Raw genomic sequence first — 14,572 nt, 5'->3', positions numbered from 1 at the left:
GTGTCAGTGACGGATGCCACCTGACCAGGTGTCAGCCGGGTTTATTGGTGGCCTCCTCAGGTTGCGACGCAGGTCGCGGGTTCCGGATACCGGCGTACGCGACAACTCCGCCGATCGCGAGGAGGGCCGCCGTTGCGACCGCCGCGCGGTGGAAGCCGTCGAGATCGAGCGTGCCGCCAACGATCACCGCGAGGACGGCGATGACGACGAGCCCGGCGATGCGGGCGACGGCGTTGTTGGTCGCGGACGCGATGCCGCTGCGCTCGCCACCGATGGCGCCGAGGATCGTGGAGGTCAGCGGCGAGACGGTGAGGGCCAGGCCGAGTCCGAACACGACCAGGCCGGGGAGCACCTGCGTCCAGTAGTCGAAGTCCTCGCCGACGGTGAGCAGCAGCAGCGACCCTGCGGCCATGATGAGTGGGCCAGAGGTCATGAACAGGCGCGGGCCGAGCTTCGCCGACAGGGTGCCGGCGAGCGAGCTCAGGCTGATGAGCAGCAGCGTCGCGGGCAGGCTCGCGAGGCCGGCGAGGGTGGCCGAGAGGCCCGCTCCCTGCTGCAGGTAGACGCCGACGACGAACCCGTTCAGCGTCAGCGCGGCGTAGACGAATAACGTCGAGACGTTGCCGGTCCAGAAGTTCCGGACGGTGAAGATCCCGAGGGGGAGGATCGGGTGCGCGGCGGTGCGCTGGCGCAGGACGAACGCGACGAACAGGACGGTGCCGGCGAGGAGCGGCATCCAGATCGCCTCATGCGTCCAACCGAGGTTCGGTTGTTCGATGAGTGCGAAGACGATCCCCCCGAGACCGAGGGTGCACAGGGCGGCGCTGAGGATGTCGATGCGGGCGTCGGGGGAGCGGCGGTCGGTGCCCTTCATGCGGGCGAGCAGCACGAACGTCGCGGCGATCGGGATGACGTTGACAAGGAACGCGTACCGCCACGACAGGGTGTCGACGAAGACGCCGCCGATGAGCGGGCCCGCGAGGGTCGCGCCGGTTGTCCAGGCTGTCCACTGGCCGATCGCCTTCGATTGCGCGGTGCCCTGGAGGAGCGAAGTGATAAGGGCGAGCGAGCTCGGCACGAGGAACGCGCCTGCGGCACCCTGGAGGGCGCGGGCGATGATGAGCGTGACCGGGTCGGGTGCGAGGCCGACGGCGATGGATGCCACGCCGAACCCGATGAGCCCGATCTTGAGCACCAGCACGCGACCGTACGCATCGCTCACCGAGCCGGCGAAGAGGATGAGTGAGCTCAGGGTCAGCAGGTACGCGTCGACGGTCCACTGCTGAGTCGCGAGGCCTCCGCCCAGTTCGTCGCTCATCGCGGGGAGGGCGACGTTCACGACCGTGCCGTCGAGGAACGCGACCGCTGATGCGAGCGCCGCGATCGCGACGATGAGGCGGGACGAGGGTGCGGTCACGTGCTCACCGTACGCCCGCCCCTGACCGGTGTGGGCGGTGCGGCGTACCCTGCAGGAACGGATGCCACGAAGGAGCCGCCATGACCTCGCCACCCAGCGCCGCCGGCTGACGATGGTGCGGATGCCGGAGTACGTCCTCGAGGGGCCGTCGGGGGAGGTGCGGCTCGTCGACCAGGACGACGCGCGGTTCGTGATCGTCACGCAGGGGCCGATCGACGAGGCACTCGCCGACAAAGAGCGTGTTCGGGGAGCTGGATGGAGCGGGCCGCGGCTGACGTGGTTCGCGGCATTTCGGATCGTGTCGTAAACTGGACGACGGTGACGTGTCCGAGCGGCCGAAGGTGCAACTCTCGAAAAGTTGTGTAGGGTAACCCCCTACCGTGGGTTCAAATCCCACCGTCACCGCCAGAAAAACCCCCGCGAGTCGGGGGTTTTTCCATTTCTAGATGCCGCCGTGAGGCGACGGCGTGCCCCGTTCAGCAAAGCGCGGGCGCTCGCGCCCAGTCTGCACTTCGAAGCCATGGGTGTTCCTCGTGATCGGTATACCCGCTCCGGCATCGCATGACGAGAACCCGGCCGCTGCTTGCCGCGGACCCGTTCGCCGATCACGCGGCTGCGGGCCTGACGCTCACTGCAGGCGTGCTGACGCCGCATCCCGCCACACAAATCTGCTCGTTATCGGGATCTGCACGTCGATAGCATGAGCCCGAATCGACCCTAGAGGAGCGCCCCCATGTGGACTCAGACGCTTGACCCGACCGGCCAACTCTGGCTGTCCGCTCTCATCGCTGTTCTCCCTATCGCCGTCTTCCTGATCGGCTTGCTCGTCTTCAAGCTCAGCGGCCTCGTCGCCGCGGCGATTGCCGTCATCGTGGAGATCGTCGTCGCGGTGTGGCCGTTCGGGATGCCGATCGGCTCAGTCGCCGGCGCGGGGCTCTTCGGGGTCCTCACCGCGATCTGGCCGATCGCGTACATCATCGTCATGGCCGTGTGGCTGTACCGCATCACCGTCGCCAGCGGGCGCTTCGATGTCATCCGCGACAGCATCTCCGGCATCTCACCCGATCAACGCATCCAGGTGCTGCTCATCACCTTCTGCTTCGGAGCGTTCCTCGAGGGCGCAGCGGGGTTCGGTGTGCCGATCGCCATCTGCGCCGCGCTGCTCGTGCAACTTGGGTTCGGCCCGATCAAAGCCGCCATGCTGTCGCTCGTTGCCAACGTCGCCGCCGGGGCATACGGAGCGATTGGTATTCCCGTCATCGTCGGCGCGCAGGTCGGTGAGGTGCCACTCGCCGACCTGTCCGCCGATATGGTACTCGTCCTCCAACTTCTCACCTTCAGCGTGCCGTTCATCCTCGTCATGATCCTCGACGGCCTTCGCGGGCTGCGAGAGACACTCCCGATCACCGCGGCCGTCGCCGTCGCGTACGCAGGCACACAAGCCGTCATCCTGCTCTTCCTCGGCCCCGAGCTCGCGGACATCGTCCCGGGGCTGGTGGGAATGGTTGTCGTCTTCGGGGTCTCGCGGATTTGGCAGCCGCAACGCGTCTATCGCGAAGGGGGGAGTGAGATCCCGGATCGCGTTCGACAGGACTTCGGCGATGTCGTGGTCGCGTGGAGCCCGTTCTACATCCTCACCGGCCTCATCTTCGTGTGGAGCATTCCGTGGTTCAAGGCGCTCTTCGCTGCCGAAGGCCCGCTGGCGTGGTTGACCTTCGCTGTCCCGATCCCGGGTATCACGGGCGTCGTCGTTCCCGCCGGGTCCGACGCAGCGGTCGCGACAACCTGGGCATTCACCCCGGTCAACGCCACCGGTACAGCGATTCTCATCGCGGTGATCGTCTCCTTCCTCACGATGCCGCGAGTGAGCGTCGACGAGCTGGGGCGACAGCTCGTCGGGACCGTTCGAGCCCTGGGCACGCCGATCATCCTGATCGCACTGATCCTCGTCATCGCGAACATCGCCAACTTCTCCGGAGGGTCCGCAACGATCGGCAACGCCCTGGCGGCGGTGGGCCTCGTGTTCCCGCTGTTTGCGCCGATCATCGGCTGGTTCGGTGTGTTCGTGACAGGGTCGGTGGTGAACAACAACACGCTCTTCGCGCACCTCCAAACCGTCACTGCGCAGCGCATTGGGGTCGACCCGACGCTGCTCGTTGCCGCCAACACTGCCGGTGGCACCGTCGCGAAGGTGGTCTCACCGCAGTCGATCGCCATCGCGGCGGGTGCCGTCGGGCTGACCGGCCGCGAGAGCGAGATCCTGCGGGCGTCGATCAAGTACAGCCTCGGCATGCTCGCCTACGTGTGCGTCTGGGTGTTCTTGCTCTCGCTCGTGCGCTGATCATCTCGAGCACGGCGTGAAGGGAGTCGGGCACCACTTTCGAGCTCGTCGCCGAGCGCGGTCATGCGCAGGCGTCGTGCATGGGGAACTTTCGGTCGCAGGGAACGGTCGACAGACCGCTGCCGACCAGACTTCCCGGCTCACCGTTTCGTGCGCACGCGACGATACTCCTGGAGCGATGACTCCGTGGCATCCCGCCCGGATACGGTCGAGGGATGCCGCTTCCCGTCGCGTCCACGGTGTGCGCGTGAGCGCTGCGCAGGGGTGGGCGGAACGCCACCAGATCGCGTTCTACGTCGTCGCGATCGCCGCGGGCCTCACGCTCGGCTGGCTGATCCCGTCGGCCCCCACGCTCGACGTCGCGATCACCCCCGTCCTCTCGGTTCTGCTGTTCGTGACGTTCCTCGGCGTCCCCTTCGGGCGCATCGCCGAGGCGTTCCGCGACCTGCGGTTCCTCGTGACGTTGCTGATCCTCAACTTCGCGATCGTCCCGCTCATCGTCTTCGTGCTGTCCCGCTTCGTCGCGACGGATGCCGCGCTGCTGATCGGCGTGCTGCTGGTCTTGCTCACCCCGTGCGTCGACTACGTGATCGTGTTCACTGGCCTCGCCGGCGGCGCCCAGGACAAGCTGCTGGCCGCGGCGCCGCTGCTGATGCTCCTGCAGATGTTGTTGCTCCCCGTGTACCTCACGGCGTTCGCGGGACAGGGGATGCTCGGCGGCATCGACGCGGCGCCCTTCATCGAAGCGTTCGTCTTCCTCATCGTGGTCCCGCTGCTGCTCGCGGCGGTGACCCAGTGGGCCGCGCGTCGCACGAGCTGGGCCCGCGGCGTGGAACGGGTCGGCGCGGCATCCATGGTGCCGTTGATGGTACTCACCCTGTTCGTGGTCGTCGCGTCGCAGGCGGCGCTCGTCCTCGGCAACGTCGCGGCGCTCGCCGCGGTGCTGCCGATCTTCGCCGGCTTCCTCGTCGTGATGGCGCTCGTCGGCATCGCCGTCGCCCGCGTTGCGAAGCTCGATGTCCCGAGTGCGCGGGCGGTGACGTTCTCCGGTGCGACGCGGAACTCGCTCGTCGTCCTTCCGCTGGCGCTCGCGCTCCCCGCCGAGTTCGCGCTCGCACCCGCAGTGGTCGTCGCGCAGACCCTCATCGAACTCATCGGCATGGTCGTCTACGTCCGTGTGATCCCGAAGCTCATCCCGGCGCACTGACCCGCCATACCCGGTCCGGCCCGCGGATGCCAGACCTGCCATTCCGGCGACCGGCTCCGTAGCGTGGACTCCATGGCGCATGAGGACGACCGACCCGAGGATCTCTACACCGGCCCCATCGACCTGTCGGCGCTCGCCGCAGCCGAAGAGGGCGACCTCGAGATGCCCGAGATCAGCTACGACGAGCAGCGCTACCCCGCCCGTCCGCGCCGGCTGCGCCCGCGCGACAACCTGCGCGGCAGCAGCGTCCGCCGCATCCGCACGGATCCCCGGACCGCCAACGGCACGAACCCGTCATACATCGAGTGGCTCGTGCGTCAGTCCATGCTGAAGGATGCCGATGTGCTCGCCCGGCAACTCTCGGGTCAGCCGACCATGTGGCGCAACGCTTACGCCCGCCCCGACGCGCGACGCGCGATCGCGACGAGCGACGTCTGGTTCACGGCGTACCCGATCTCGCTCATCACCCGACCGGGGCAGTCGTTCCTCGCCGCCCTCGGGGATGACGAGCTGTGGTCGACGTTCGAGCGCATCGGGATCACAGCGATCCACACCGGTCCGGTCAAGCGTGCCGGTGGCATCGCGGGGTGGGGGGAGACGCCGAGCGTCGACGGTCACTTCGACCGCATCAGCACGGCCATCGATTCCGCGTTCGGCACCGAGGACGAGTTCCGCGACCTGTGCGACGTGGCTGATTCGCACGGCGGCAGCATCATCGACGACATCGTCCCGGGGCACACCGGCAAGGGCGCCGACTTCCGCCTGGCCGAGATGGGCTTCAAGGACTACCCGGGGATCTACCACATGGTCGCGATCCCGCCCGAGGACTGGCACCTGCTGCCCGATGTGCCGCAGGGATACGACAGCGTCAACCTCGATCCCGCGACCGAGCACGAGCTCGCCGAGCACGGGTACATCATCGGCGCGCTGCAGCGTGTGATCTTCTACACGCCCGGTGTGAAGGAGACGAACTGGAGCGCCACCGCGCCGGTCGTCGGTCCCGACGGGATCACGCGGCGCTGGGTATACCTGCACTACTTCAAGCAGGGGCAGCCCTCGATCAACTGGCTCGACCCCACCTTCGCGGGCATGCGGCTCGTCATCGGCGACGCACTGCACTCTCTCGGCGAACTCGGGACGAGCGCCCTCCGCCTCGATGCCAACGGCTTCCTCGGTGTCGAGAAGAGCACGGAGGGGCTCCCGGCGTGGTCGGAGGGTCACCCGCTCTCACACGCCGCGAACCACATCATCGCGGGGATGGTCCGCAAGGTCGGCGGGTTCACCTTCCAGGAGCTGAACCTCACGATCGAGGACATCCGCGATACCGGCGCGGTCGGCGCCGACCTCTCGTACGACTTCATCGGCCGCCCCGGGTACCACCACGCGCTCGCCACGGGTCAGACGGAGTTCCTCCGGCTCGCCCTCACCACCTCCCTCGAGCTCGGCGTCGCGCCCGTGCAGCTCGTGCACGGTCTGCAGAACCACGATGAGCTCACCTACGAGTTGGTGCACTGGGCGACCCGTCACGGCGATGACGTCTACGCGTTCCGTGGCGAGGAGATCTCGGGCGGCGAGATCGCCGAGGTCGTCCGCGCCGAGCTGACCGAAGCGCTCGTCGACGCCGGCGACTACAACCGAGTCTTCACCCAGAACGGCATCGCTTGCACGACGACGTCGCTGATCGCCGCCACCCGCGGCATCCCCCGCCTCGACGACATCACCGATGCCGACGTTCCCGCGATCCGCGACGCGCACCTGCTCCTGTGCGCCTACAACGCCTGGCAGCCCGGCGTCTTCGCCCTCTCCGGGTGGGACCTCGTCGGCATGCTGACCCTGCCCGCCGACGAGGTCGCCGATCTCATCGGCGCCGGCGACACCCGGTGGATCGAGCGCGGTGCGCACGACCTGCTCGATGTGGATCCGGACGCCACGCGTTCGACGTCCGGCATGCCGCGCGGCCGTGCGCTGTACGGCCCGCTGCCCGCGCAGCTGGATGACCCGGAGTCGTTCGCGTCGCGGTTGAGCGCCATCCTCGACCTCCGCCGGGAGCACGGGATCGCCACGGCCACCCAGGTCGACATCCCGGAGGTCGCGCACGCCGGGATGCTCGTGTCGGTGCACCGTCTCGACGACGGGCAGGCGGACACGGATGCCGCGCTGCAGGTCACGGTCCTGAACTTCTCGGCGGACCCCGTCGAGGGGACGGTGCGGTCGGAGCACCTCACGCCGCAGAGCCGTGTCGTCGACGCCGCGACCGGGGAGACCATCGGTCGCGTCGACGATCTGCAGAGCTTCTCGGTCTCGCTGCCGGGGTACGGCGCGATGTTCCTCCTGCTGGAGGCGCCTGAGGCGGAGTGACCCGCTGGCGGGCTGATCGCCGGCGGGCGGATCAGCTCAACGCGGCATCGATTCCCGCGAGCGGGACGGGCAGCCAATCCGGGCGATTGCGCGCCTCGTAGATGGACTCGTACACGGCCTTGTCCAGGACGAGCGCCCGTAGCAGCTCCGGATCGAGCGCCACAGCTCCGGGCGCTGAGACGTATGCCTCCACGAAGGCCGCGCGGCACGCGGCCGCCCAGGCGGCGGCATCCGGACCCCCGCCGACGGCGGCGGCGTAGTCGAACGAGCGCAGCATTCCTGCGACGTCGCGCGGGGGGAGATCGGGGATCGCACGCTCCTCCATCGGGCGGAGCGGTTCGCCCTCGAAGTCGACGATGCGCCAACCGCCGTTGGGAACGGCGAGCACCTGACCGAGGTGGAGATCGCCGTGGATCCGCTGCAGCCTCGGCCAGGGGCGGGCGAGCGCAGCTCGGTACACCGCGTCGATCTCGGCCCGTCGCTCTGCGACGGCGGGAACCTCGGTCGCCGCGATCGACAGCCGACGAGCCCAGGCGGCGCCCGTGGTCGTGACGACGGCCTCATCGGCATCCGCCGTCTCGAGGGCGGCGCCCAGGGCGCCGTGCACTCCGGCGACGGCGATGCCCAGGTCGCGGGCGGCGGCGGTGAAGTCGCGACCGGCGCGGGCTTCGTCCAGGGCGATCGCCCATCCGTCGCGGACGCCGCTCAAGAACTCCTGCGCGAAGCCGAGGGTGCCGCGGGCCACGCCTTCGGGTCTGCCCACGTCGGGCCACTCCGCGTCGAGGCTGCCGAAGAACCGCGGGACGAAGGGGGAGCCGGCCTCGCTGAGCACGCGCTGGACGGTGACGTCGGGGTTCTCACCGTGGTGAAGGGTGCGGAAGAGCTTCAGGATGATCGCGGGTGTCCCGTCGACGTCGTAGACGATCGAGGTGTTCGACTGCTCACCGGTGAGGACGCGCGAGGAGGTCACGCGGTCGACGTCGAGTCCCATGTCGCGGAGCATGCCGATGGTGAAGTCGGGATGCCGCGTCGCGTCGACGAGATGACGGTCGCCGTCGCGCGCGGCGACGTCGTCCCCTTCGCTGCGGTCGCTGTGTGCGAGGGGCACGTTGTACAGCGTGGGAACGGCACCCGCGTCGTCCATCACGAGGTAGGTTGTCGCGCCGGTGGTGGGTCGCGCGTCGAGCACGCGGAATCGGGGCTCGTGACTCTTGCCGGCATACCAGCGCTGTCGCGCCACCCAGGCGCCGAGGTCGTCTTCGAATCGCACACTCACACCCTGGCCCGAACGAGCGGGGCAGCGTAAGGGGTGGACGCGTCCAAGTGGGGAGGGTATGGCGGCGGTGGCGATCGAGATCACGCCCACAGCCCTCAACACGCGCGGAGACCTGCGCCCCGCGCCCGCGGAATTCCGCGCGACACGCCCGCGTGCACGCGACGATTTGCCGAGGGTCCAGGATCGACGTAAGTTAGTACCTGTTCGCCCCACAGGGCAGAGCGAGAGGCCGAAAGGCCCGCCGCCCTCAAGCTGGTGAACCACTCCCCTGAGAAGAAACAACCGTTCGCGGTTGGGTCTGGCTGTTTCGGCCTAGGTGGGATCAGGATGCCGATGACCTCGGTGATCTGCCACACGCGCCTCGCAAGAAGCACGGCGTGTCGGATTTGACGGAGGTCAGAACGTGTCCTAAGCTAGTGAAGTTGCCTCACTACGAAGCCCGGAAGGGTGGTGTGGGAGCATCCGATCCTTGAGAACTCAACAGCGTGCACTTGTCAAATGCCAAATAACCTCGTCCCAGTTTTGGCTGGGTGAGATTCCTTTGGATCAAGTCCAATCCTCTTTGTTGGGGGTTGGCGTTATGGATTGTCAGTTTTGACATCCTTTTGGTCAGTTCAAACTCGCTGCTTCGGCCTTTTTCCGGTCGTTGTCAGTATTTTTCTTTTACGGAGAGTTTGATCCTGGCTCAGGATGAACGCTGGCGGCGTGCTTAACACATGCAAGTCGAACGGTGAAGCAGAGCTTGCTCTGTGGATCAGTGGCGAACGGGTGAGTAACACGTGAGCAACCTGCCCCGGACTCTGGGATAAGCGCTGGAAACGGCGTCTAATACCGGATACGAGATTCCACCGCATGGTGAGTTTCTGGAAAGATTTTTTGGTCTGGGATGGGCTCACGGCCTATCAGCTTGTTGGTGAGGTAATGGCTCACCAAGGCGTCGACGGGTAGCCGGCCTGAGAGGGTGACCGGCCACACTGGGACTGAGACACGGCCCAGACTCCTACGGGAGGCAGCAGTGGGGAATATTGCACAATGGGCGGAAGCCTGATGCAGCAACGCCGCGTGAGGGATGACGGCCTTCGGGTTGTAAACCTCTTTTAGCAGGGAAGAAGCGAAAGTGACGGTACCTGCAGAAAAAGCGCCGGCTAACTACGTGCCAGCAGCCGCGGTAATACGTAGGGCGCAAGCGTTATCCGGAATTATTGGGCGTAAAGAGCTCGTAGGCGGTTTGTCGCGTCTGCTGTGAAATCCCGAGGCTCAACCTCGGGTCTGCAGTGGGTACGGGCAGACTAGAGTGCGGTAGGGGAGATTGGAATTCCTGGTGTAGCGGTGGAATGCGCAGATATCAGGAGGAACACCGATGGCGAAGGCAGATCTCTGGGCCGTTACTGACGCTGAGGAGCGAAAGGGTGGGGAGCAAACAGGCTTAGATACCCTGGTAGTCCACCCCGTAAACGTTGGGAACTAGTTGTGGGGTCCATTCCACGGATTCCGTGACGCAGCTAACGCATTAAGTTCCCCGCCTGGGGAGTACGGCCGCAAGGCTAAAACTCAAAGGAATTGACGGGGACCCGCACAAGCGGCGGAGCATGCGGATTAATTCGATGCAACGCGAAGAACCTTACCAAGGCTTGACATACACCAGAACGCCCTAGAAATAGGGAACTCTTTGGACACTGGTGAACAGGTGGTGCATGGTTGTCGTCAGCTCGTGTCGTGAGATGTTGGGTTAAGTCCCGCAACGAGCGCAACCCTCGTTCTATGTTGCCAGCACGTAATGGTGGGAACTCATGGGATACTGCCGGGGTCAACTCGGAGGAAGGTGGGGATGACGTCAAATCATCATGCCCCTTATGTCTTGGGCTTCACGCATGCTACAATGGCCGGTACAAAGGGCTGCAATACCGTGAGGTGGAGCGAATCCCAAAAAGCCGGTCCCAGTTCGGATTGAGGTCTGCAACTCGACCTCATGAAGTCGGAGTCGCTAGTAATCGCAGATCAGCAACGCTGCGGTGAATACGTTCCCGGGTCTTGTACACACCGCCCGTCAAGTCATGAAAGTCGGTAACACCTGAAGCCGGTGGCCCAACCCTTGTGGAGGGAGCTGTCGAAGGTGGGATCGGTAATTAGGACTAAGTCGTAACAAGGTAGCCGTACCGGAAGGTGCGGCTGGATCACCTCCTTTCTAAGGAGCATCTGGCAGCTTCGGCTGTCCAGGCCCCCGATCAGAGCGAATGTCTCTGCGGGGAGCTCATGGGTGGAACATTTGATGAGGTGTCGGAGGGTGACTTCCGGATTCAGTACGGCCTTCGGGTCTGGAACGGTTCGGGGTGAGGCTTCTGGCACATGCACGCTGTTGGGTCCTGAGGGACCGGATGGGTTGGGTCTTCGAATCTGATGCTGACGAACCTCAGGGCCTTTCCTTTTGCCGGCAGTGCCGGTGCGGGGGAGGTACCGCCCGTACTTTGAGAACTACACAGTGGACGCGAGCATCTTTGTTTCGACTTCGGTCGGAACAGAAAGATGATCTTAAAGATCATTAGTCAATTTCGATTGACGATTCGAACTCATGTGATTTCAAGTCTTTAAGAGCAAACGGTGGATGCCTTGGCATCTGGAGCCGAAGAAGGACGTAGCAATCTGCGATAAGCCTCGGGGAACTGATAAGCAAGTTTTGATCCGAGGATGTCCGAATGGGGAAACCCCGCCAGGGCGCGTGCGTACCTGGTGACTCCCGCCTGAATATATAGGGCGGGTAGAGGGAACGTGGGGAAGTGAAACATCTCAGTACCCACAGGAAGAGAAAGCAACCGCGATTCCGTTAGTAGTGGCGAGCGAAACCGGATCAGGCTAAACCTAGCGTGTGTGATAGCCGGCAGGCGTTGCACGTTGGGGGTTGTGGGACTTTTCAGACATCACTGCCGTGGTGTCGGCGTTACAAGAAGGTATAGACGAACCGCATTGAAAGGCGGGTCATAGAGGGTGCCAACCCCGTAGTCGAAATGCTTCTCTTGACGCGAAGAGTATCCCAAGTAGCACGGGGCCCGAGAAATCCCGTGTGAATCTGTCAGGACCACCTGATAAGCCTAAATACTCCCAGATGACCGATAGCGGACAAGTACCGTGAGGGAAAGGTGAAAAGTACCCCGGGAGGGGAGTGAAATAGTACCTGAAACCGTTTGCTTACAAACCGTTGGAGCCTCCTTAGCAGGGGTGACAGCGTGCCTTTTGAAGAATGAGCCTGCGAGTTAGCGATATGTGGCGAGGTTAACCCGAGTGGGGTAGCCGTAGCGAAAGCGAGTCTGAATAGGGCGATTCAGTCGCATGTCCTAGACCCGAAGCGAAGTGATCTATCCATGGCCAGGTTGAAGCGACGGTAAGACGTCGTGGAGGACCGAACCCACTTAGGTTGAAAACTGAGGGGATGAGCTGTGGATAGGGGTGAAAGGCCAATCAAACTTCGTGATAGCTGGTTCTCTCCGAAATGCATTTAGGTGCAGCGTTGCGTGTTTCTTGCCGGAGGTAGAGCTACTGGATGGCCGATGGGCCCTACAAGGTTACTGACGTCAGCCAAACTCCGAATGCCGGTAAGTGAGAGCGCAGCAGTGAGACTGTGGGGGATAAGCTTCATAGTCGAGAGGGAAACAACCCAGACCACCAACTAAGGTCCCAAAGCGCGTGCTAAGTGGGAAAGGATGTGGAGTTGCTCTGACAACCAGGAGGTTGGCTTAGAAGCAGCCACCCTTGAAAGAGTGCGTAATAGCTCACTGGTCAAGTGATTCCGCGCCGACAATGTAACGGGGCTCAAGCACGCCACCGAAGTTGTGGCATTGACATTATTGGTAGGCCTTCGTGGTCCAGCCGTGTTGATGGGTAGGAGAGCGTCGTGTGGCCAGCGAAGCGGCGGTGTGAACCAGCCGTGGAGGCTACACGAGTGAGAATGCAGGCATGAGTAGCGAAAGACGTGTGAGAAACACGTCCTCCGAAAGACCAAGGGTTCCAGGGTCAAGCTAATCTTCCCTGGGTAAGTCGGGACCTAAGGCGAGGCCGACAGGCGTAGTCGATGGACAACGGGTTGATATTCCCGTACCGGCGAAGAACCGCCCAAGCTAATCCAGTGGTGCTAAGAGTCCTAACCCGGACGAGTGGATCCCTTCGGGGTGAGACCGTCCGGTCTAACGCTCGACCCCATGCTGGTGCGGCTAGCGTATTAACAGGTGTGACGCAGGAAGGTAGCCCAACCCGGGCGATGGTTGTCCCGGGGCAAGTGCGTAGGCCGAGTCATAGGCAAATCCGTGACTCATACAGGCTGAGACACGATGCGGATAAAAAGTGGGTGATCCTATGCTGCCGAGAAAAGCATCGACGCGAGGTTCTAGCTGCCCGTACCCCAAACCGACTCAGGTGGTCAGGTAGAGAATACTAAGGAGATCGAGAGAATCGTGGTTAAGGAACTCGGCAAAATGCCCCCGTAACTTCGGGAGAAGGGGGGCCATCCACTTATTAGGACTTGCTCCGAAAGGGTGTGGTGGCCGCAGAGACTAGTGGGTAGCGACTGTTTACTAAAAACACAGGTCCGTGCCAAGTCGCAAGACGATGTATACGGACTGACGCCTGCCCGGTGCTGGAAGGTTAAGAGGACCGGTTAGCCGCAAGGCGAAGCTGAGAATTTAAGCCCCAGTAAACGGCGGTGGTAACTATAACCATCCTAAGGTAGCGAAATTCCTTGTCGGGTAAGTTCCGACCTGCACGAATGGCGTAACGACTTCCCAACTGTCTCAACCGCGAACTCGGCGAAATTGCACTACGAGTAAAGATGCTCGTTACGCGCAGCAGGACGGAAAGACCCCGTGACCTTTACTACAGCTTGGTATTGGTGTTCGGTGTGGCTTGTGTAGGATAGGTGGGAGACTTTGAAGCGGTGACGCCAGTTACCGTGGAGTCATTGTTGAAATACCACTCTGGTCACTCTGGATATCTAACTTCGAACCGTAATCCGGTTCAGGGACAGTGCCTGGTGGGTAGTTTAACTGGGGCGGTTGCCTCCCAAAAAGTAACGGAGGCGCCCAAAGGTTCCCTCAACCTGGTTGGCAATCAGGTGGCGAGTGTAAGTGCACAAGGGAGCTTGACTGTGAGACTGACAGGTCGAGCAGGGACGAAAGTCGGGACTAGTGATCCGGCAGTGGCTTGTGGAAGCGCTGTCGCTCAACGGATAAAAGGTACCTCGGGGATAACAGGCTGATCTTGCCCAAGAGTCCATATCGACGGCATGGTTTGGCACCTCGATGTCGGCTCGTCGCATCCTGGGGCTGGAGTAGGTCCCAAGGGTTGGGCTGTTCGCCCATTAAAGCGGTACGCGAGCTGGGTTTAGAACGTCGTGAGACAGTTCGGTCCCTATCCGCTGCGCGCGTAGGAAATTTGAGAGGATCTGACCCTAGTACGAGAGGACCGGGTTGGACGAACCTCTGGTGTGCCAGTTGTTCTGCCAAGAGCACCGCTGGTTAGCTACGTTCGGGATGGATAACCGCTGAAAGCATCTAAGCGGGAAGCCGGCCTCAAGATGAGATTTCCATACCTTCGGGTGAGAGGCTCCCAGCCAGACTACTGGGTTGATAGGCCAGATGTGGAAGCGTGGTAACACGTGCAGCTGACTGGTACTAATAAGCCGATGACTTGATAACACACCGTTCTAGGTGCTTGCGTCCACTGAGTGGTTCTCGATGTACGGTCGAGAACCACACAACACATGAACATTCATGCTGTTGTGTCGATTTTGAAACATCAATAGTGTTTCGGCGGCCATAGCGTGAGGGAAACGCCCGGTCACATTCCGAACCCGGAAGCTAAGCCTCACAGCGCCGATGGTACTGCAGGGGGGACCCTGTGGGAGAGTAGGACACCGCCGGACTTCTTTCGTGAAATGGCCACCCAAAGCTGGGTGGCCATTTCTCGTTAACACACCACAACGCCTCG

The 14,572-nt window shown here is 63.2% G+C and carries 6 protein-coding genes, 1 tRNA gene and 3 rRNA genes; 8 read left to right on the top strand and 2 right to left on the bottom strand.

Translation table 11 applies throughout. From position 1 onward, the window contains the following. Positions 1–31 precede the first annotated feature (31 nt). Positions 32–1,417 carry an MFS transporter gene (locus BKA24_RS00050; protein WP_184214087.1) on the bottom strand — a complete coding sequence of 462 codons (1,386 nt, stop codon included), beginning with the start codon at positions 1,415–1,417 and terminating at the stop codon, positions 32–34. Positions 1,418–1,478: 61 nt separating this feature from the next. Between BKA24_RS00050 and BKA24_RS15430 the strand changes: the two genes are divergently transcribed. The 5 genes from BKA24_RS15430 to treS all read left to right on the top strand — a co-directional run bounded on the left by BKA24_RS15430 (position 1,479) and on the right by treS (position 7,323). Beyond that, complete coding sequence (locus tag BKA24_RS15430; protein ID WP_221417241.1) at positions 1,479–1,724, top strand: hypothetical protein; 246 nt, start codon at positions 1,479–1,481, stop codon at positions 1,722–1,724. Between the two features lie 10 nt (positions 1,725–1,734). Continuing rightward, positions 1,735–1,825, top strand: a tRNA-Ser gene (locus tag BKA24_RS00040). 325 nt (positions 1,826–2,150) lie between these two features. Continuing rightward, positions 2,151–3,758 (top strand): L-lactate permease, encoded by a 1,608-nt coding sequence (locus tag BKA24_RS00035; protein ID WP_184214086.1) that lies wholly within the window; start codon positions 2,151–2,153, stop codon positions 3,756–3,758. Positions 3,759–4,005: 247 nt separating this feature from the next. Then, on the top strand, positions 4,006–4,965 hold the full coding sequence (locus BKA24_RS00030) for an arsenic resistance protein (protein ID WP_343065792.1): 960 nt from the start codon (positions 4,006–4,008) through the stop codon (positions 4,963–4,965). A gap of 72 nt (positions 4,966–5,037) precedes the next feature. Beyond that, the gene (gene treS, locus BKA24_RS00025) at positions 5,038–7,323 is read left to right on the top strand and encodes a maltose alpha-D-glucosyltransferase (RefSeq protein WP_184214084.1); all 2,286 of its coding nucleotides are present in this window, start codon (positions 5,038–5,040) and stop codon (positions 7,321–7,323) included. 31 nt (positions 7,324–7,354) lie between these two features. On the opposite strand, the gene BKA24_RS00020 is transcribed toward treS, so the two are convergent. After that, the gene (locus BKA24_RS00020) at positions 7,355–8,593 is read right to left on the bottom strand and encodes a maltokinase N-terminal cap-like domain-containing protein (protein WP_184214083.1); all 1,239 of its coding nucleotides are present in this window, start codon (positions 8,591–8,593) and stop codon (positions 7,355–7,357) included. Positions 8,594–9,261: 668 nt separating this feature from the next. On the opposite strand from BKA24_RS00020, the gene BKA24_RS00015 reads away from it, so the two are divergent. The 3 genes from BKA24_RS00015 to rrf all read left to right on the top strand — a co-directional run bounded on the left by BKA24_RS00015 (position 9,262) and on the right by rrf (position 14,507). Then, a 16S ribosomal RNA gene (locus BKA24_RS00015) occupies positions 9,262–10,784 on the top strand. A gap of 390 nt (positions 10,785–11,174) precedes the next feature. After that, positions 11,175–14,280, top strand: a 23S ribosomal RNA gene (locus tag BKA24_RS00010). A 110-nt stretch (positions 14,281–14,390) separates the two neighbouring features. Then, a 5S ribosomal RNA gene (gene rrf / locus BKA24_RS00005) occupies positions 14,391–14,507 on the top strand. The 16S, 23S and 5S rRNA genes sit together here, the layout of an rRNA operon. Positions 14,508–14,572: the final 65 nt, after the last annotated feature.

This window comes from Microbacterium marinum (genome assembly GCF_014204835.1).
GTDB classification, from domain to species: Bacteria; Actinomycetota; Actinomycetes; order Actinomycetales; family Microbacteriaceae; genus Microbacterium; species Microbacterium marinum.
The sequence above is the reverse complement of the archived record's forward strand: the minus strand, read 5'-3'. Positions and strand labels throughout refer to the sequence as shown.